This is a genomic window from Dyadobacter chenhuakuii (assembly GCF_023821985.2).
Taxonomy (GTDB): Bacteria; Bacteroidota; Bacteroidia; order Cytophagales; family Spirosomataceae; genus Dyadobacter; species Dyadobacter chenhuakuii.
Genome location: NZ_CP098805.1, coordinates 309901 through 331706, shown reverse-complemented (window position 1 = coordinate 331706; position 21806 = coordinate 309901). Strand labels below are relative to the sequence as shown.

Annotated in this window: 12 protein-coding genes; all 12 read left to right on the top strand. The window is 43.8% G+C overall.

Going from position 1 to position 21806, the window contains the following annotated elements; all coding sequences use genetic code 11:
- Positions 1-21: 21 nt before the first annotated feature.
- Positions 22-3966, top strand: coding sequence for a BREX-1 system adenine-specific DNA-methyltransferase PglX (gene pglX / locus NFI80_RS01410; protein WP_235164442.1), 3945 nt, complete (start codon positions 22-24; stop codon positions 3964-3966).
- Complete coding sequence (locus NFI80_RS01405) at positions 3963-6464, top strand: PglZ domain-containing protein (RefSeq protein ID WP_235164441.1); 2502 nt, start codon at positions 3963-3965, stop codon at positions 6462-6464. Before pglX ends, NFI80_RS01405 begins: the two co-directional genes overlap by 4 nt.
- A gap of 3 nt (positions 6465-6467) precedes the next feature.
- Positions 6468-8600, top strand: coding sequence for a BREX system Lon protease-like protein BrxL (gene brxL / locus NFI80_RS01400; RefSeq protein ID WP_235164440.1), 2133 nt, complete (start codon positions 6468-6470; stop codon positions 8598-8600).
- Between the two features lie 51 nt (positions 8601-8651).
- Positions 8652-10307, top strand: coding sequence for an McrB family protein (locus tag NFI80_RS01395; RefSeq protein WP_235164439.1), 1656 nt, complete (start codon positions 8652-8654; stop codon positions 10305-10307).
- A gap of 5 nt (positions 10308-10312) precedes the next feature.
- The gene (locus NFI80_RS01390; RefSeq protein WP_235164438.1) at positions 10313-11581 is read left to right on the top strand and encodes an McrC family protein; all 1269 of its coding nucleotides are present in this window, start codon (positions 10313-10315) and stop codon (positions 11579-11581) included.
- A 568-nt stretch (positions 11582-12149) separates the two neighbouring features.
- The gene (locus NFI80_RS01385; RefSeq protein ID WP_235164437.1) at positions 12150-13754 is read left to right on the top strand and encodes a Kelch repeat-containing protein; all 1605 of its coding nucleotides are present in this window, start codon (positions 12150-12152) and stop codon (positions 13752-13754) included.
- Between the two features lie 26 nt (positions 13755-13780).
- Positions 13781-14638, top strand: a complete 858-nt coding sequence (locus tag NFI80_RS01380; RefSeq protein ID WP_235164436.1) for a vWA domain-containing protein — start codon at positions 13781-13783, stop codon at positions 14636-14638.
- Positions 14639-14686: 48 nt separating this feature from the next.
- Positions 14687-15841 carry a hypothetical protein gene (locus tag NFI80_RS01375; protein ID WP_235164435.1) on the top strand — a complete coding sequence of 385 codons (1155 nt, stop codon included), beginning with the start codon at positions 14687-14689 and terminating at the stop codon, positions 15839-15841.
- A 3-nt stretch (positions 15842-15844) separates the two neighbouring features.
- On the top strand, positions 15845-16858 hold the full coding sequence (locus tag NFI80_RS01370) for a protein kinase domain-containing protein (RefSeq protein WP_235164434.1): 1014 nt from the start codon (positions 15845-15847) through the stop codon (positions 16856-16858).
- A gap of 1 nt (position 16859) precedes the next feature.
- Positions 16860-17432 carry a phospholipase D-like domain-containing protein gene (locus NFI80_RS01365; RefSeq protein WP_235164433.1) on the top strand — a complete coding sequence of 191 codons (573 nt, stop codon included), beginning with the start codon at positions 16860-16862 and terminating at the stop codon, positions 17430-17432.
- Between the two features lies 1 nt (position 17433).
- Positions 17434-19419 carry a protein kinase family protein gene (locus NFI80_RS01360; protein ID WP_235164432.1) on the top strand — a complete coding sequence of 662 codons (1986 nt, stop codon included), beginning with the start codon at positions 17434-17436 and terminating at the stop codon, positions 19417-19419.
- Positions 19416-21491, top strand: coding sequence for a PorT family protein (locus tag NFI80_RS01355; protein WP_235164431.1), 2076 nt, complete (start codon positions 19416-19418; stop codon positions 21489-21491). Before NFI80_RS01360 ends, NFI80_RS01355 begins: the two co-directional genes overlap by 4 nt.
- The last annotated feature ends 315 nt before the right edge of the window (positions 21492-21806 follow it).

Sequence of the window (21806 nt, the reverse complement as noted above, 5' to 3'; positions counted from 1 at the left end):
TTACCGGTTCCTAAACTATCAATGGCTCTAACCAAAGACGCCCGAAATAAACTATACGCATTTGTACAGGCCGTGAAACGGTTACTGATTGCCGACGTAGAAAGTCAGCTTCAGCAGTACTATGGCATTCGGCCCGACGGCACTATTCTCCCATTGGAGCAGCTTACTACTCGCGAGACAGACCGGCTTTACCGGGCTCGGCTGCTGCGTGACCGCCTGACATACCTCTACAGCAACATCGTTACGGTCAAAGACCGGGAGAAAAACGCCGTCCAACAGTTGGTACGCGAACAGGCCTTTACAGTCCTGAACCGCTTTGCCGCCCTGCGTATGGCCGAGGAACGGACCATCATTACCGAAACGGTTCGGCAGGGCTTCAATTCAGAAGGATTTCAGGTGTTCGATTCGGTAACTGGCCAGGGTATATCGGCAGACCAGTTTACGCGATACAGCTGGTACCTCGTTGCAGTGTTCGATGAGTTGGCCCTTGACTTGCCCGCCGTCTTCGACCGGTATTCGCCCTATGCGTTGCTTTTCCCCACAGAACCAACACTGCTAAAACTGTTTGAACTGCTTAATGCCGAAGATATTAAAGCGTTTAGGCAAGTGGGTCGGCCTGCGCTGAATCTGTGGCGGGAGGATGAAACCATCGGCTGGATGTACCAGTATTACAATGCTGACGACGAGCGTAAGCAGATGCGCGAAACGCAGGCCCCCCGCAACAGCCGCGAACTGGCCGTACGGAACCAGTTCTTTACACCCCGCTATGTGGTACAGTTCCTGACCGACAATACGTTGGGGCGAATTTGGTTCGATATGACCGGTGGTCAAACCGAACTGGCCGACCGCTGCAAATTTATGGTAAAGGAATCGTTAGTGGAGGCAACGGAACCTCCAAATCCCAAGGACCCCCGTCACATTCGAATGCTCGACCCGGCTTGCGGTTCCATGCACTTTGGACTGTATGCGTTCGATCTGTTCGAAGTCATCTACCGGGAAGCCTGGGATAAATACCCCAATCTAATGGGTGATCTGCGCGACTTGATGACCCGCGCCGAGTTTTTGCGGCAGGTACCGGCGCTGATTCTGGCCCACAATATTCATGGGGTAGAAATTGATCCGCGAGCGTTGCAAATGGCTGGGCTGAGCCTGTGGCTGCGGGCCCAGCGTAGCTTTGCCGAGATGAATCTGGCCCCTGCCGACCGGCCTGCCATTAAGCGCGGCAACCTGGTTTTGGCCGAGGCTATGCCAGGTAACCCGCAGTTGTTAAGCGAGGCCGTAAAAGGCCTGAGCAAACCCATGCGCCGACTGGTGTTGCACCTCTGGGAGCAGATGCAGCTGGCGGGCGAAACCGGTGTAGTGCTGCGTATTGAGCACGAGATCCGGCAGGAAATTAGCCGGATTGAACGCGACTGGAATACACTAGCCAAAACCAACCAGGGAGATTTGTTCGATACCGACGCGCAGGCAGAAGCTGAGCAAATCGGTAATCTCAACGACCGGGAGCAGCGCGAACAGTTCTTCGAGAAAGCGGAGCACGAGGTAGTCGAACAATTGCGCCGATTGGCCGAGTCCTCGACTACGGAAGATGCTTACCAAAAATTACTTTTTGCCGACGACACCGCGCGGGGCTTTGCCTTCATTGAACTCTGCCGACAGCGGTACGATGTAGTGGTGATGAACCCACCCTTTGGCGCCACATCCATAGCTACAAAACTTTACGTAGATCGCACGTACCAGAATAGTAGCCGTGATTTAGCGGCTGTATTTGTAGAGAGAATGCATGAAATGCTGTCTGATAATGGACTTATAGGGGCAATCTCTACAAGAACTATCTTTTTTTTGGGATGGTATGAAGAGTGGAGACAGAAATTTATCGTACATAATACCAACCTTAAATATTTTGTAGATTTAGGAATGGGTGTTCTGGATGCGATGGTAGAAACTGCTGCTTATGTCTTAAGTCAAAAAAATGAGGAACAGTCAATCAGCTTTAGGATTGCTAAACCTAAAGTGGAGCAAAAAGAATATGCTCTGTTTAATTCGATATCTGAAGGCAAGAACAAATATATCTTAAATACTTCTCGCTTAAGCTCAATCACTAATTCACCATTAAGTTATTGGGTAACAGATAAAGACCTGAAGCTTTTTGAAAAAAGCAACAAGTTCGAAAACCTGATTCAAACAGCCCGTCAAGGGCCATCTTCACCAGGTAACTTTAGATTTCTTAGGAACAACTGGGAATTGGCAACAAGGATCGGTTGGCCCTCATTCTTAGCGGGTGAGACAAGTAGTCGATTTAATCTTGATTATAGGCTCCATATTAATTGGATCAACTCAGGCAAAGAATTGGACGCCGAAAATTTACAGAGGGGACAATCGGTGCCGAGTCGAGGTTATCTGTTAAAAAAAGGACTTTCTTGGGCCTATAGAACTGCGACCTTCGAACCTCATATTGTTTTAGAAGGAGCAATTTTTAGTCATAAAAGGGCTTTAGCAAATTTCAAGCAAGATGTATTATCTAACCATTCAGCTTTATTAACCTGTTCGCTTTGGAACTCATATTACTTTGACTATCTACTAAAGCTTAGTATGGAAAGGGTTGAACACCCTACTTTCATTAATGGCATTGTAAATAAATCACCTTACCCAACTCTTCCCTACGAACTGCAAACATATCTAGCAGCACAAACGGTGCTTAATCACGGGTTGATTCAGGCTGTGTTTGAACGGGAAGAAACAAGTTTGTATTTCGCCCGACCTGCCCTTGCGCCCAGTCAGTCACTTGCTGAGAGTATTGGAGCCGTTCTAGACCAGTTTGCCCAAAATAAAGTCGCGCATCTGGCGTCCCTGGCGCAAATCAACGAGCAGGTGTACGGCCACTTCGGTATCGACACCGAGGAGCAGGCCCACATTCGTGAGATTATTAACAATGAAGACGCCCGTCCGGAAGGAACGGTCTTCAATGTGTCGGAACGCGAACTGGCCGAGGGCGTATTCTCCTGGCTCATCGGCGTCGCCTTTGGCCGCTGGGATGTAACCCTGGCACACCACCCGGAGCGCATTCCAGTTCGCGAAGATATTTTTGCCCCCCTACCCGACCAAAGTCCGGCCAGTCTACACATGGAGGGATTGCTGGAGCATCCCGTTCCCCTGCGTATGGATGGTTTGGCCGTCGTGGAAGATGGCGCCCCTGCCGATTTGATGCGCTGCATTCGGGCCACGTTGCGTTACCTGTATCACGAGCAGGCCGATGCCATCGAACGGGAATTAGCTGCGCTATTGGGTGTCGATGATCTGGCCGACTATCTCAATCAGCCCAATCGCTTCTTTGCAGCTCATCTGGCCCAATACACCCAGAACAAACGCACAGCGCCTATTTATTGGCCTCTATCTGTGCCCTCTGGTCATTACACCGTCTGGGTCTATTACCCCAAGCTCCACGACCAAACCCTCTACCGTATCGTTGGCGGGTACGTAAAGCCCAAACAGGCAGCACTCACCGACGATATTCGTCGGCTGGAAGCAGCGGAAACTCCCACCGACAAAGACCGCCGTTTGCTGGCCGACTGGCGATCGCTTCGAGGGGAACTAGCCCAAATGGAAGCCGATCTGCTTAGCATTGCCGACCTACCGTATCACCCTAACCACGACGATGGCGTGTTGCTCACGGCAGCTCCATTGCACGGCTTCTTCCGTAACCGCAAGTGGCAGCAGGCCACCGAAGCCGCCTGGCAGGAACTGCAGCGGGGCGACTACGACTGGGCACACCTAACACTGCCTATCTGGCCGGATCGGGTAAAAGACAAGTGCAAATCTGACCTGAGTATGGCCATCGCCCATGGTCTGGAAGATACCTGTAGCGTAAAGCTTAAGGAGAAAAAGGAACGCACCCCCAAAGCCGCCAGTAGCAAAACGAAGGGTAAAAAGAAATCGACCACTGATCAAACGACCATACTGCCATGACCATCAACCAGTACATCGCGGACTATCTGCGGCAGAAGCTCGTAGATTCACCAACCCTTCTGGTTTATGACCCCAATGGCCGCTACCATGACCTAGTGCAAACGTTGGCCTCCGGCCTGGTGCACGTAGTCGATGCGAGCAAATCGTTCATCAAAGCCCGCGAAGAGGCCCAGCGCATTTATACTGAGGAACTGCCCGCCAACGATCAAGACCGGCTGGTGCTGTACCTCCCGCTCAAGTCGCCAACCGACAATCAGGCCCGCATTCAGGACCCGTACTTTATGTTTGGCCTTGGAGGAGCCATCTTTCCCCTCACTCCCGCCGACCGCTATGTTGAATTGTGCAAAGCATGCTATCCTGGCCAGGAATCGAAGATCGATACCATCTTTGCCGATAGCGAGCCATCCTTTGAGACAGTCGATGCGCTGGGAGCGGGAAATACCTACGCGCTCCTGCAAACCCTCACCGGAGGTAAATCGGGTGTAACACGTTCCGACGCAGAAATGGTGTTGGCCCTCATGACGGGATCGCCTGATATGGCGATTGCCTGGAAAAAACAAAAAGGGATCACTGCCGAATGGAAGACTTTCGCTAAACAGCAATTGGGGCTTAAAGCAAGCAGCGGCGGTGCGCTGCCCGACGTGCAGGAAGAAATCTGGCGGTATGTGCTCTTCAGTGAGTTCGTTTATGACCTACCTGTACCATTGCCCGCTCAATTTGCGAACGTACCTCGGGGCGGAGAGACTCAGCGCAAGCTAATACTTGAACTAGGTCAAACGCTTCGGCAACGAAAAGGCTGGGAGGAGCTGTATGTAGAAAACGCCGGTAAGGTAGACGTGGACTTAGGCCTGTCAGATGTTTTTGCTCAGGAAACGGATCTAGGCGAAATCATCACTTTCGCCTTTGAAGACAACACCTATTTTCACCGCTACATTAACGATATTCTGGCAGGCAAACTGGCTGAAGCTGCTCAGGAGTGGTCGGCAGTACAGGGCAACATCTGGGAGGGTCACGACCCCCAACGGGCCGCCAACTGGCAGGTAGCCCGCTGTGGAGCGGAACTGATGCGTTTCGCTGGTACCCTGACCGACGAGGCCATCCAAAGTCACAAAACCCTCGCTCAATTGGTTGAGCAGTACACCAACAACTGGTACCGGTTCGACCAGTTTCAACGGTCATTCGAACAATACACAGACATTTTGCCTGACCGCAGCGAATTGATTGAAACCTATATCAAACGCGTGCGGCAAAACTACCGGAACCGCAGTGAGTTGCTGCAAAAGCAGTATCAATCGTTGGTTGTGAGAGAGGGCTGGCCTGGTACGATGCCGTTTCAGAACACATCGGTCTGGAATAAGTATATTGAACCTAGTCTTAAGGCACATTTGCCTACTGCCTACATCTGGGCCGATGCCCTACGCTTCGAGCTGGGCAAGGAAGTGGGCACGGCTTTGACCAAAAACGGCCATACCGTCGATTTGATCCCTTCGGCCGCATTCATTCCGACCGTAACCAAACTGGCTATGGCGGCCCTGTTGCCCGGTGCGGATCAAAAGCTTTATCTAAGACATGTTGGCGAGTCGATAGAAGCCGAACTTGATGGGGTGGTACTCAAGAACCTACAGGATCGAGTGGGCGTACTACGTACCCGGCTTGGCGACAGAATGCAGCATCAGTCACTGGACAATTTCCTCAATAGCCCTAAGCAGAAGCCCGTCGATTTATTGTGTTTATCGCTCACGGAGATTGATACCTCCGGCGAATCATTGGGCAGCAACGCCCTGTTACCCATTCAGGAAGCAGCCAAAAAGCTGGTTCGGGCGGTCAATAAACTCAAGCAGGTGGGCTACAAACAGGTCGTCATTGCCGCTGATCACGGCTTTGTGCTCCACCCTGACTACGAGCCGGGCGACAACATGCCTAAACCGCCTGGCGACTGGTGGTTGGCCAAAAAACGTTGTCTGGCAGGCATCGGTACCCCCGGTGATACAAGCTTAGGCTTTACGCCCGAGCGGCTCTCACTCCGCAGTGATGCCACTCAGTTCATCTTTGCCCGGCAGTTTGGTGTTTACCAGGCCAACACCCGGTATTTCCACGAAGGTCTATCCCTCCAGGAAAATATTGTACCGGTGCTGACGGTACGGCTGGCCGTCGTCAAAACAGAATCGAAGGCTGATGTAACGCTAAGTCACAAAAAGGGCTTTATTACAGGCCTGCGTCCCTCTATTCAGGTGGCAGCTTTTTCCGAGAGCCTATTCGCCGAGCCACTCGTCGTTCGCATCGAAGCTGTGGCCGGTGGAGAGGTCGTAGGTACACTGGCCGATCAAACCGGAGTGAATTTACTAGCTGGTACCGTCGAGTTAACACCGGGAACCACCAGCAGCCTCACCTTGGAAATGGAGGAGGACTTCGAAGGCAATTTTGATGTCGTGGCCATCAATCCCGCCACGGGCAAACAATACCATTTTTTATCGCTCAGAACTGACTATTCATTTTAACTTATGGACGCGCTCGATCACAAATTGAATGAACAGTTTCCGGGCAAAGTAGTCCGGAAGGATCTGGTCCACCAGATCAAGAAAGCGGCTAACGTACCCTCGTTCGTGCTGGAGTTTCTGCTTTCCAAGTACTGCGCAACCGACGATCCCGACGAAATTGAAGCAGGCAAGAAGGCCGTGTTAAACGTGATTGAGAGCAATTACGTACGGCCTGACGAGGCTAACCGGGCGCAGTCGATGGTACATCAGAAAGGGCGACATAAATTCATCGACAAAGTACACGTCAAATTTTACGAGCGCGAGCGACGGCACTGGGCGGCCATGGAGAACTTCAACTCGACGCGCATTGCCATTAACGAGAAGTTTTACGCTGAGAATGAGAAATTGCTGGAAGGCGGTATCTGGGCTGAGGTAAAAGTAGCCCATAACGACGTGGAGGACGACGATTACGCGTTTTATATCGAGGAGTTAAAGCCTATCCAACTGGCCCGATTCAACGAGCAGCAGTTTTTAACAGGCCGTTCGGCATTCACGCGCGACGAGTGGATTGATGTCATTTTGCGGAGTGTAGGGCTGAATCCGTCCATCATGGACAACCCACCCCCCGAAATAAAGGCAAAATTCCCTTCTGGCCTGCGATTAAAACTGCACTTTCTAGCCCGGTTGATTCCGTTGGTGCAGAGCAACTACAATTTTTTAGAACTAGGTCCGCGTGGCACGGGGAAATCGTATTTCTATTCTGAGTTTTCGCCCTACTCCACGTTGCTTAGTGGTGGCCAGGCCAGTACGGCGACGTTGCTTTACAATAACGCCCGCAAGAAGGTTGGCGCGGTCGGTTTCTGGGACAATATCGGGTTTGATGAAGTCGGTAATATGAAGATCAAAGACAGCGATACGATCCAGATCATGAAGGACTACATGGCTAATGGACGGTTTTCGCGTGGTCAGGAAGTCATTGCTTCGGCCAGTTTTGCTTTCGTGGGTAACATCGATCACTCTGTCGAACAGTTGGTAAATTCCTATCAGCACGACCTATTTATAACGTTACCAAAAGCTTTTGACCTGGCCGTACAGGATCGGTTTTTCTTCTTCCTGCCCGGTTGGGAAATCCCTAAAACCGACCAGAAATTTTTGACCAACCAGTTCGGACTCATCACCGACTACATGGCCGAGGCTTTCCATTACCTCTTCAAGCATAATACGGAGTACTTTAATATTGTAAACCGGGTTCAGCTAGGCCCTAACGTACAGGGCCGCGACGAACTGGCTATTCGTAAAACAATTAGTGGTCTGCTCAAAATTATCCACCCTGATGGCAAACCCAGCCCGGTCGAACTAGACGAGTTAGTGGCCTATGCTATTGAGGGGCGCAGACGGGTTAAAGAGCAAATGAACAAGCGCAAACCCGATGACGAGTTTGCGTTGATTGACCTTTCCTTCGTGGATTCTGCTGGTATCGAGCAGATCATCTACTGCCCAGAAAGCCGATATGCAACGGCTACCCAAAATCCACGGCGCAGCGCAGAGCAATTAGTTGAGGAGCCAGAAGCCATTAAACGAGTCCTTATCGACGAGCCGGCTCAATCAGTTCGACCGTCAACAGCCGATGAGCTGACAAATGCAGAGATCGACGAAAATGCGATTATTGAGATAACTCCACCAGCGCTCACTGAGAAGCATGTTAAAATCCATTACGGCGACCGAGGATTTAGCTATGAGACTGTATTTGGTGCGTATCTGAAGGGTGCTGTGGAGGTTGTAGTGGAAGACCCTTTTATCCGGACGTCCCACCAGATTGGTAACTTTCTCCGTTTTTGTGAGCTGTTGGTAAAACTGGGCGACTGCGAGAAAGTCACTTTGGTCACCTGGGCAGACTCTGCTGAACAACAGGAGAAAAACAAAGTGTTGTTTACGCAGCTAGGTGATAGCTTGGAAGAACAGGGAGTCTTTTTAACGCTGCGTTTCAGCGAGACGCTGCACGACCGGGAAGTATGGCTCAGTAACGGCTGGCGTGTTCGCCTGGGTCGCGGCCTCGACTATTTCCAGTCTCCAGCCGGAAATTACCTCCAGATTGGCACCAATGATTATGGTCTGCGCCCCTGCCTGGAAACAAATATTGATTTTTTTAAAAGTTAGATTTACCTCTGGGATTACCAAACCCATTATTTATACCTGGCAGACACGAATATGACTTACCCCGAACTAGAGAGTGCCGTCTATGAGACGCTTTGGCATAAACACGAACAAGATCCTTCATTTACCTTCTCCGTTCGCAAAAAGGCATCAAAGGGAGCCGAAGCCGATTACTTCATCGGCACGAAAGCGTCAAATTATTTGGGATTTACCTGCTGGCACGTACCTATCTACTACCCGGGCGCGTCTATTGATTTTTGCGGCTTTATAGTGAAACCGTTAGATAATGGATTTGAGTATTATTTTCAAGTGTTCACGCCTAACGCGGCAGAAGCCCATGAGAAAAATCCCGCCTTGCAGATATGCTATTATTTGGCAAATCAAATTGCATTTCAGTTAACTGAACATGGAATAGAGTTTAGACAATCTATTAAGTCAAATGCTATGCTTTGGTTTGGTATTTATCCCAAATCATCTAAGTCAAATTCTGGTGGTGAGGATGCTCTTAGGGAACTAAAAAGGTTTATCGATGAGATTCTGCCTGCTGTTGATGATGCTATTACAGACACAAAAAAAGAGTATCCTGACTTTTCTGGAAAACGGATTGAACTGGCTGCATTTCAACACATGCTTGCAAAAATGAAGATTCGTCAGGATCGGTATAAAACATCCACTGATAGTGCTCCGGAAGAATCCGGTCTTTCTACTGAAGACCTTCCTATTCCGGTCTCGATGCAAATCGATTCGTCTATCTTACCCAGTAAAAACCTCTTGCTGTATGGCCCACCGGGGACGGGTAAGACCTACTATCTACAAACAAAACTTTTCGATTACTTCCACGAGGAGGGCAAACCCAAACGCTATTCATTCGTCACCTTTCACCAGGCGTTTACCTACGAAGACTTCATCGAAGGGCTTAAGCCAATTGTGAGCCAAACTGGGAGTGGACAAATTAGCTACACTATTGAACCTGGCATTTTCTACAGGGCTTGTGATGAAGCGGCTAAGCTAGCGGGCTTTGACTCCTTGTCACAGGCTCTGGGAGTGACTCAGGAGGAACGTGAAACCCGGTTTGAACAAGCTCCCCCTTACGCACTTTTTATTGATGAGATCAACCGGGCGAATGTATCAGCTACGTTTGGGGAGTTGATAACGCTGCTGGAAACCAATAAGCGGTTGGGCGCGGATCAAGAAATAACAAGTCTGATCTTACCCTATTCCAAAAAACCTTTCGGTGTTCCCTTGAACCTATATGTAATCGGCACGATGAACACGGCTGATCGGAGTATTGAAGCCCTCGATACCGCATTACGGCGCAGGTTCATCTTCCGAGAGATCTCACCTGACCCCTCTTTATTAAACCGTTCTATTGCAGACATTCCGCTGCATCAACTGCTAACGACCATAAATCACCGGTTAGAACGGTTGGGAAATAGAGAGCAGCGTGTTGGCCATGCTTTTCTTACTAGCGTGGAGACCGAACAGCAGCTGGTTGATGCCTTTAGCTACAGCATTGTTCCTTTATTACAGGAGTACTTCTATAACGACTACCGAAAAATCGGCTTGGTGCTTGGCAGAGGATTTGTTGGGGAGCGGATATCAATAGCCTCGTTTGCTGACTTTGACGCCGATTTAGCCAGCGAGTATGAGGAAGTTGTCCTGTGGGATCTAAAACCGGTAACCCTTGACGCTATTAGGGGGATTTTGTGAACTGTATGAACAGAGATACGATTATTCAGGTATTTGAGCACGATAAGTTACGAGTCATCGCCAACGAGTCATCGACTTTTACACAACAGCATTTAACGGCTTTGACCCGATATTATGAGAAGCAGCCTCAACCTTACTTCAAACTGATCCACCAAGGTGTACAGTTTAGTCAATATGTAGGTGTAATCCGGGTTGGATCACTAACGATCGAAATTTTACCAAAAATCGGGAAAGTGAGTGATGGTAATTTGTGGCAACAGGTACTTATAGGCATGCTGATTGAAAGCCGTTTGCTAGATGTTCGAAGCCCCACTCAAGCTTCCCTTCGTGTCAAGCCCCATTCAATCCTTGAGTTGTATATAGCCGTGTTTCTAGATGAGGTTGAATTATTGCAACATCAGGGTTTATTGAAGGCTTATCGGCGGATGCAGGAAAATAAGGGAGCTTGTAAGGGCAGATTAGTCGTACATCGGCAAATTACCCAAAATTACGCCCATCAGGAGCGCTTTTATGTAGACCACCCTACCTATGACAACGATAATCTACTCAATCAGCTTCTTTACAAAACGTTGAGACTTATTCCTTTGCTGACTTATCAACCTTTACTTGTCGGCCGCACCCGCACGCTGCTACTCAATTTTCCTCAACAAGCAGACATATTGACTAGCTCAGACCTATTCAATGAACTGGTTTATAATAGAAAGACGAGTGTCTATCAGCCAGCTATTCAACTCTGTGAATTATTACTTCTAAATTACCATCCTGATTTAATGGCTGGGCGAAAGCCGGTTTTAGCGCTCTTATTCGACATGAATAAGGTTTGGGAGCAGTATGTCTGGCAGAGAATCAGAAAGTCTGCGCTTTTTGATGCCTATAATATTAGCTGTCAAAACACAAAGCCGTTTTGGGGCAATCATAGTATCAAGCCAGACATCTATTTGGAAAAGAAAGAGGTCATGGATGAAGAGTGGCCTAATATCATTGTGGATACCAAGTGGAAAGTGAACACCCAACTTGTTCCTTCTGGAGATGACTTGAAACAAATGTTTACTTACAACCATCATTATCGAGCATCCCGGAGTTTGCTTATCTATCCGGCAGCTGAACCGAACCAAGATACAATTTCACGCCCGTTTAAATTGGCTGGCACATGTGGCATTCATTATTGCCAGCTCTGTGCCCTACCCGTATTAAGTGAGGTAGGGCTCAATAAAAATATTGCTACCAATATATGGGCGCTAATCTATAATTCAGGGCCTTATATTCACGTCTGAGGTGCTTAGCAGTCAATTCAATCACAATTCTAGGTGGAGAGCGCAAGTTATCAAATCTTTATAGACTACTGAGATTTGTTCGTGGTTCAAAACCCCTTTAGTAGTATATCCCCAGCGCATGATTGTGACGTCTAAGTCTGTCAGTTCTAAGTTAGGCTTCAATACAACCGTTTGTGGAGATTCGGGGCCAAGTACCGTTGGCCGTTTCAGTTCAGGCATATTGGCGATGTACTTTCAAGCTCCAATAACTGGATATACTCCACCATTGTTGCCCAACGCGCGATTTATGTGAATCTAAATTACTTTTCGTTCTCCTTTTTGCCGTGGCAAAAAAAATGACGGCCGCAGGTGATTTACTGCCAATAAAAAAATATAATTCAGTCATTATTGTATAACCAACATATTAGATTGATCTTTAATACTTTTTCTTCGATCCCCTTCTCCATTGATAAAACTTACGATCTTCGTTTTGCTTCTACTTGGCTCGGCATGTTCTAGAGATCGCCAAAAGGTAGTCCCAGAAGTTATACTACCATTTGGAAGTGCATCCAACTTTAACAAATTGGGATTGTACTCTTGTTACATTCCATATTCAATAGCCGTCGAAGCTATATCCACGTCAGATTCTTATAAAACGTGGATTGTTAGCGCAATTAATGATTTCAATGACAAAGACACTTATCTTAAATTTGGAGAAAATAACAGTGAAAATGCTTATGGTAAACTCCGCATACAGTTTTTAACTAAGGAGAATTTTCTAAAGAATGAGGGTCAAGGCGTCTTTTCATTTTCCAGTTATGACTTAACAAGAGTAGATTCCTCTTTTATCTTTTTAAACAGCGATTTTCAATGGACGGAGGGCTTGATGAAAAAAGCGATTGCTTATCATGTTGGCCAGATGCTGGATCTACCTTACAACGGAAGCGACAAAGAAAGTATCATGAACCCCGATCTGACACAGACTTACAAAGGTTTATCGGCCGGTGATATTCAAAGCTTCCAGTTCAAGTTCAATAGTGCTCTATTATCCGCTAGTATAACCAAAGGGTCGGTTAGTGCCAGATCAATTTCATTGATCTGGAATACTAACACACCCAAAGAATATTACATAAAAGGATCTGGCTTGTGCTGGTCTTCGACCAACAGGGAACCTACCATTAACGATGAAAAGAACTTCTATGCCGGTAATAAATCCGGAGGCTGGGCGACCGGATGGAACAAACGAGGTTCAACGGTGTATTTCCGAAGTTATTTCGTGACAGAGTGCGAAACGGTCTACAGTCCAGTTATAGAAATATATGTACCTGAAAGCGATACATGGGAAGCGGGTGAATTAGCTCCATTTTCAAGTCGAAGAGGTGCCGCTGTAATTACCACAGAGGGAATATTTGGCAAAGCATTTATAATAGGTGGCAAACTTTCTTCAACCAATGAATTGACAAATGAAGTTTGGATGCATCAGCCAGGCCTAAAAGCTTGGAAACAAGTAAAAAGTTTCCCGGGAACAAAACGCGAGTTTGCCACTGCTTTATTATACCAAGATAAGATCTATTACGGATTGGGATATGTCTACCAGAACTTTACATATCCGATCGACTGGTGGGAATACAACACAACAAACGACACCTGGACTAAAAAAGAAAATGCCTCGCCAATCGGTCGGCCGGGAGCTGTTGGATTTTCAACGTCAGCAGGTGGGATTCTTTCCTTGGGCCTAAACGTAAATACTGCAACTACAAGTACTTCCACTATGTTATATAATGCTGCAAATGACTCATGGTCTTACTTGACCAACTTCCCGGTTTCCAGTGGCTACAAAGGGTATTGTACTAACAATGATACGCCTTATATTCTATTACCAACCAATAGATTGATCGGCTTTAACAAAGGAGGGAATTACTGGTTTGAAGCAGATGCCTTCCCATTCGACAACCCAACAAGTAATACCATCGGTAACCAAGAAAACACAATGGTTGCATGTCAGGGTAAAATTTACTACGGATCAAAGAACATTCTAGACTGGTTCCAGTATAGCCCTGCCACGAATAGCTGGACAAAAAAATCTAATTCCCCTACGCATTTTATTTCCACTTCGACAATATACAGTATAGGCGATAAAATATATGTCTTAGATGGAACTTCGAAACGGGTTTGGGAGTATAATGTTGACTAACGTAAAAAATTTAAACATAAATTAATATGAATAGTACGGACAATTCAAAACAATGGAGTTCTGCCCATCCAGGCTACATTATATTCTTAGTCGATCAATCAGGATCAATGAGTGAGAAATATGCAGAAGGGAAAACCAAGGCGGAATTTACGGCATCCGTAATTAACAGAACAATTTCCGAGTTAGTAAACACCAATATGGACGGGGATAAAATTAAAGATAGAGTTTTCATTTCCTTAATTGGTTACGGTGGAAACGGAGGGAATTCCGTTGATGATTTAAGGTCTGATTACTTGAGTTCATTTGGCGATAATCCAATAAAGATTGAAAAAGGCAAACAGAAGCAACCTGATGGGAATGGCGGATTTATTGAAGTTAATGTCGAAATTCCAATATTTTTAGAACCTAAATCTCCAAGAAATGGACGAACTCCTATGGGCGACGCCTTTTCCTTCGCGAAACAGCTAATTGATGGTTGGATAACTAAAAAGCCAGAAAATCCGGCACCAATTATAATAAATATCTCTGATGGTATGCCATACAATGGCATACCAAATGAAGAGAAGGTTAAATCAATAAGAGTTGCCAAAGAAATAATGGAAATTATAACGAATGATGGGAATCCGTTATTATTTAATGTTCATTTAGGAAATGGCTCTCCAAAACATGAATTTACTAATAATGATTCGCAATTGGACGAACAAGCTGCATTTTTATTCAATGTTTCAAGTCTAGTGCCAAATAGTTTTAAAACTTCTGCTCAACAGTACGATTTTGTACTTGATGACAATTCACGTGGGTTTGTTTCAAATGCTGATCCTATTACTATGACCAAATTTATACAGTTTGGTTCTATGAGTGGCAATGACCTAAAAACAAACTAGTTGCAATAATTAAATTGCGATAGCAACGCTTCAGATACAGGAAGATAAATGAAAATAAAGATAAAAGGATTCATTACTAGTAAAAAAAATGAGTTATATTCAGACTGTGCAGACAATTATAATTTCAGCCAAGAGTATAATAAATTTGCAATCTCCGATGGTGTATCAAAGTCATTTTTTCCAAAAATTTGGTCAAAACACCTAGTTAAAAACTATGTCTTCCACGACCATCTGAATCAGGGTGAATTCATAAAAAAATCTCAGGAAGACTGGCAAGAAGAAGTTGATATTAGGATGCAGCTTGAAAATGTGAAATATTATACTCGAAATGCATATAACAATAAGGTGCCTGGACTAGCTACTTTCGTGGGACTTCAATTTCTTGTAGATAAGAAAACGTGGACTGCTCAGGCCCTTGGTGACAGTTTCCTGTTTTTTGTTCCAAGGGGTAGCACTCAACTTGAAAATGAAACCACTATCCTATCCAGCAAATCTCAACCTATTGTCTTCGATAACTTTCCTGATTATCTTTCTAGTATAGGAAACAATCATAAAGGCCACGAGGAAAAAATAATTGATGAAACACTGGCAGAAGGCACCTTTTATTTAATGACGGATGCACTCGCCGAGTGGTTTTTGAAAGGTATTGGTATAAAACAAGCGATTGAAAAATTAGAAAACATAGCTACCCAGGAACATTTCCTTTTTTCCATTATTGAAGACGAGCGGAATTCAAATAGACTGAACGATGATGATTCGGCAATATTAATAATTGAATTATCAGATGATGGAAAAGAACATTTTAGTTACTCTGAAGTCAAAGTCTCAATGTTATCTGATTTAATAAAAAAGGAGCAGGAAGACTTAGAAGGAAAGAATGATCCTCACTTCCGAGTGGATGAAAAATTGCATTCATACGACATTCAGAAAACGGGCATTGCAGAAATTCTAGGTTACGTAAGTGAAGAACCACAAATAACACAAGAAGGACTCCCTAGTAAAGAAGTGATATATAATACGGAACAAGCCACTACAATCGATGGTTCCAAGGGGGAAAATAATTCAGAGGTCATGCCGGGAAAGAAAGAACCCGATTTTGACACCGATCAACTTGAGACAAAAGATCAGAACGGCGAGATGATAAAGGATGAACTAACCGAGAATTTAAGTCGAAACGTGGAGACCATATTTCATAAATTTTAGAATATGGGAACTATTTATCCTTCAAGAACCGATCTAGTAACGGCAATGCGAAATCCGCAAGTAAGTTATAAAGTTGATGAACTAGTTGGCGGCTCGGTTATTCAGAAAGGCTCTCGAATAATTCAGTATTCCGGAGGGTATACAACTGTGTTCCCATTCCATACCAAGGATTCAAAGAAAGTAGCTGTCCGTTGTTGGATTGCGGATATTGGGGACGCAAAAAAGAGAAGTCTGGAAATTTCGTCTTTTCTTTCTTCATTAAAGAGCCCATACTTTTGTGAATTCCAATATCTAGACAATGCGTTATTAATAAATGGAAGCGCATGTCCAATTGTAATGATGGATTGGGTGGACGGAAAGACGCTAAAAACCTTTATAAATGAAAACATTTACTCTAACCCTAAGCTAATTAGCAAAGTACGAGAGAATTTCAAAGAGATGGTCGGCTACTTCCATAATAAGAACATTGCACACGGCGATTTGCAACATGGTAATATCTTGGTCAATCCAGATGCTAGTTTGACAATTATCGACTATGATTCCATGTACATAAAGCCGCTAGAAGGTATGACTGACGCAATTAAGGGACTTTCTGGCTATCAGCATCCATCCAGACAGGGAAATCAATTTATCAATTCGAAACTTGACTATTTTTCTGAATTGGTTATTTACCTTTCATTACTTGTATTTGAAGATAAGCCTGCACTGTGGCAAAATTATCACGAAACGGAAGATTTGCTTTTTTCAAAAGAAGACTTTTCTGATAGTAATAGTTCTTCTCTAATAAACGGCCTTTTGAATTCGACTCATTCTGAAATAGCTGAATTAACCGTCAAATTAGTCGAAGAACTTAAAAAAACGGATTTTCTTAAACTAAGACCATTGGAAGATTTGCTGATGAATAAACTCCAGGTAGCCAAGGAAGGCATTTTCGATAAATGGACTAAGCAACAAAATTCGCAAGCTACGCGCAAAACAGAATTGCCTAACACCAAAATGATAATAGACAAGTTTTAAAATGACTGAAGTTTATTTTAAAGATATATACCTCCAAATAATTAATCAAATTGATTTATCAAACCGCAGTTTGAAAATTTGCGTTGCTTGGTTTACAGATATAGATATCTACCAAAGTATACTCCGTGCCCAAAATAGAGGTGTTGAAGTTATTATAATCATAGCACGCCACGATTTCAATAAAAATTCAAGAGTCGATTTCAAAGAGCTGCTTATGAACAATGGCTATGTCGGCTATATAGGCGATATAAACCAAGGGGCTAAGGACAGTTTAATGCACAACAAATTCTGCATTATTGACAATTGCGTATTGATTACGGGCTCATATAATTGGACGTTTAAAGCTCGAATTAATGACGAGAATATTGTAATTATTAAAGGTCAGCCTGAAGTAATTGCTAAATTTAATGCTAAATTCGAAAGTATCAACCCACGCTATGGATTTGGAATCAAGGAGAATCAGGTAAAATTGCTGCCTATAGAAAGCATAATGGTCAAGTGGGAGAAATTAGCAGGGAATGAAAAAGATGACAAAGCAAACAGCAAGTTAAAGTCAATTTATAATAAATTTTAGAATGGCGGTTACGAAGCAAGATATAATAACAGCTGTAAAAAATGTAGATCTGTTTCTTCGTGTTTTCCAACTTAGTGGCGCCAAAGTAAAATTGAATCCCAACGGGAGCCCCTATGTATTTGTTGGAGGCTTCAATATGGTATTCCAGTTGAAACATCTGTCTACAAAATGGGCTCTTAGAGTTTGGCACCTTCCAATGGGGAATAATCAAGAGCGGTACAAAACGATTTCTAATTATCTTAGTAATACAAAGCTTCCCTATTTTGCGGACTTTATTTACAGTGAAAATGGTTTGTTGGTCAATGGAGTATTGTTGGATACAATACACATGGAATGGTTGGACGGCAAGCTGTTAAAGAACTATATAGAGGAAAACCTAAATAACAAGCAAAAATTAACCGGGCTTAGTGAAAAATTCCTAGAAATGACAAAGGAGTTAAGAAGAAACTCGATTTCCCATGGAGATCTTCAGGAAGGAAATATACTTATTGATTATTCGGAGAATATTCGTCTACTAGATTATGATTCTATATGTATTCCGGCCATTGTGGGGCAAAAAGAAATAGTTACAGGCTTAAAAGGTTATCAGCATCCGTCGCGATTCCAAGGTAGTAAGGCGTCTTTGAAGTCAGATTATTTCTCTGAGTTGATTATATATTTATCAATCTTAGCGTTGATTGAGAAGCCTAGTTTATGGAGAAAATATCAGCTTTCGGATACTCAGTATCTGCTGTTTACGGAACAAGATTTTGACAAATTTGGAGAGAGTAAGATCTACAGTGATATAAAAGGGTTGTCAAAGCATATAGATGTTCTTTTAATGGTTCTTTCAAGATTTTTGGAGGAAGCTAGTTACTTAAATATTGAACCTTTCTATAACTACCTAACTGCGCCGAAAATAAAAACTTTCATTCTAGACAAGGAAACGGTCATAGAAGGAGATACTGTAACCTTATATTGGGAAATTGATGGCTATTTTACCAATGCCAGCATAAATGATGGAACCATAATCGTTAGTCATGCGTCAGCAAGTATCATACTGCATCCTGAGAAAAGCAGTTTACTGACTCTAATGGTCGATAATGAATTGGGGACAGTGACCCAACAGGTCCAGGTAAATGTTGTTGCGCGTACAAAGGTTGTGAAGTTTTTGGCTCGGCAACAGCAATTGGTTTTCAATTCTTCTACCGAACTAACCTGGAATATTGAAAACGCAAACTCCGTAAAATTGGATACAGGACTTGGGATTTCGGACGTGCCTTTAGATGGGTCGATATTGGTTTCACCCTCTCGCAGTCAAGTATACAAACTGATTATCACCGCGCTGGATGACAAAACGGTAATAGAGGAAACAACACTGGTAACCGTTATCAAACCAGTAGTCATTAAAGCGTTTCGTTCTTGTGATACGTTTGTGTATAAAGGCGAGTTCACACAACTGAACTGGGAAGTACAGAATGGTACCCAATTAAGTATTTCTCCCCACAGCCTAAATGTAACTGGCAAAAACAACTTGACCATTGCGCCTGAATCAACGACAACATATGTACTTACTGCGAGAAACGAATTACATTCCGTTACTTCAGAATGTACCGTCGAAGTGAATAGTAGGCCAATTCCATTGTGGAAGTCTATCCTCTTGGGCTTTCTTATCATTTTGGTGGGGCTTGCGGGGTTGTATTGGAATAAGCAAAATCTTGAGGAAGAAAAAATAAAACAAATAGAAACGTTGCTGTTACAGGGACAGCAGATAGCGCCAGATGATTGTGATGCAGCAGAAGAAATCTTCGTGAAAGTTATCGAGCTTAACAAATCATTACCGCAAGAACGCCAGGTAGCATCCCTTGCAAAAGTAGCACAGCAATTTATGGAGGAAGGAGACAAAAGATGTAACCTTAACTTGCCCGGGTTGCAATATATTGCAGAGTGCAATTATCAACTGGCTGCGATTCTAACAGCGAATCCAAATTCAAAAACCTGCAAATGAGATACTTTCTATCTATCCTCTTCATAATTTTTATATATAATCAGGTTACTGCTCAACGGAAGTTCAAAAGTTCGCAATGGGAAGAGTGGGATCAGGCCGCACAGCAATTAGAGATCGGAAACTTCGATATGGCTCTTAGCATTTATAGATTGGAACTAGATAATCCTGGATTCTCGTATCGGTTCAAACAAACTCAAAACCTTAAAAATATTTATTCTGAAGGTTTAAAATTGCAAAAGGAAGGAAAATTTTCCGAGGCTATTGCGATGTTTAAAAGGCACAGGAGTATTGATGGAGTCGGCAGCTTAGGTGCTTTTGAAAGGAAAATAGAAGAGTGTATTCGGCTATTAGGTCCGCCGGATAATTCAAAATTAAAGGATTTGCAACGAAGGAACCTTGCGGCCGAGTATTCATATAAAGCCTATAAAAAGCTGTTAGCTATGGACATTCAAGGGGCGTTGAAGGATTATCGCCTCGCGAAAACCTTTGGCAACACATCGTTTCTCCTTGGAAAGAAGTATGAAGACGACTTACACATGATCCAAGAAGTGGTTCAGTGGCAGCAGTTGGTTCAGCAAAGTATAGGAAAAGGTTTGGAGCTGGAAAAAGTTGCCTATGGTAAATACAGAGATATTAAAGGTGTTCCAGTTTTGCCGAGCATTGAAACAAAAATACAAATCGTCATTGCTCAGATAGAGGGGAAAAATGTGTTGCTAAGTTTAGCTCAAAATTGTGAAACAGATGCTCTACTGGGATATGTTCAGGAACATAAATCAGAGTTTACCCAATCAGCAACTTTTGTATCAAAGCTCAGACAGTATATAAGTATTCGTAATAAAATTGATACTCTTAGCAGAAGACTGGATAATGCAGAAACTGTCAAAAGTGCCTTTGTTAGCGCAGAAGATATGGTCCATTACTTTGAAGACTTACCGGATGAAATTAATAGAAGCCTAACGAGATGCTTAAAAAACGATAAATATAGGGTGAATCTTGGCTTTTCTATTATGGCTGTGAAAAATAATGATTATGAAAAGGCAAAACATTTTTTAGAAGTTGCGAAAGGAATAGGGTTACCGGAAAAAGAAAATGAAATTACTGAATTAGAAAAAGCAATTACCTCTAATACCAACTGCATTGGAATAGATGAATTTAAAACTGACATGATGTTAGCAAGAAATGAGCTTAAAAGATGTAATCTTTTGGCTTCAAAAAAAGCGTGGCAGGCTGGTGAGCTTCAATTACTTGACTGCGATGAAAAAAATAAAATATTACAGTCCTACAACAGCCTACTAGACTCTATTAACCGAATAGGAGCAGATATGCGATCCTTCAACGCATTTGTTGCTAATGTTAAAAAATCAATTCAAAATGGAAAATATAATGAGGCGAATAACTATATCGATCGGATTAAACTTTTAGTGGTTTGTGACACTCTATCTAGGAATTTAGAGATCGAGCCTTTAATAAACAAAATTAAAAACTTCCGCAATAGGCATAAATTCGCATTGGGTGCTTCGGGTAGTATTGGTGCGAACAAGCCGATGTATAAAATCAACGACAACGAGTATGATATAAGCTACGGTATTACAACGACTGCTGGCCTTCAATTTTCATTTCGCGATCCGGGTAGTCCGTCCAGCATTCTTATGAGCATAGAATATTTTAGCACAAATTACAATTCGTTAAATGCAGACGATTTAGCATTAGAAAATTTCAAAGTTGTCGGAGCAAGTGGGTCGATAAATATTAAATTCCATATTTTACAGACTGGAAAAATAAAACCAAATATAAAGATTGGCGCGGAAGGCATTATCCCAGTGATGTATCGATACAGAAATTACTCGGCAACTATAGAAACGTCTGATAAATCTCAGTTGAACAACTTCCTACTTTCCGGGCAGGGAGGAATAGGTTTGGACATTGGGAAGTTCTCCATTGATGCATACGCAAATTATGGACTGGCGAGTATTTATGATAGGAGTGCAACGAATCTATCCTCTACACCAAATCAGGAAGTTAATGCGAGATTCAGAAGAGCGGGAATTCGCATTGGGTTTTGGATATTCTAGCAAATTGCCATTTTTTACGCTGATGCCTTCGGTTATAATCCACCGGCCTAGCGCTTCAAAAAGAGCGAGTTTTGTGCAACGCTTAATTGCATGTTTCTCAATTCTTGATTCTCAGCTTCTTCTTCATAAGCTGTTCGTTTGGTTGCAGGCGGCACAGTTTTCGCAATAAAAATGGTAAAATCACTGCATTTAACCTGTATTCCATCCTGAATTTAAAAGATCCCCCTTTGACCATTGTTCGACAGCCTCAAGTCAATGAAATCACACTTAATCTAGCGTCTCTCGCAGATGACATCGCTGAAAAGGTTTTTGTAG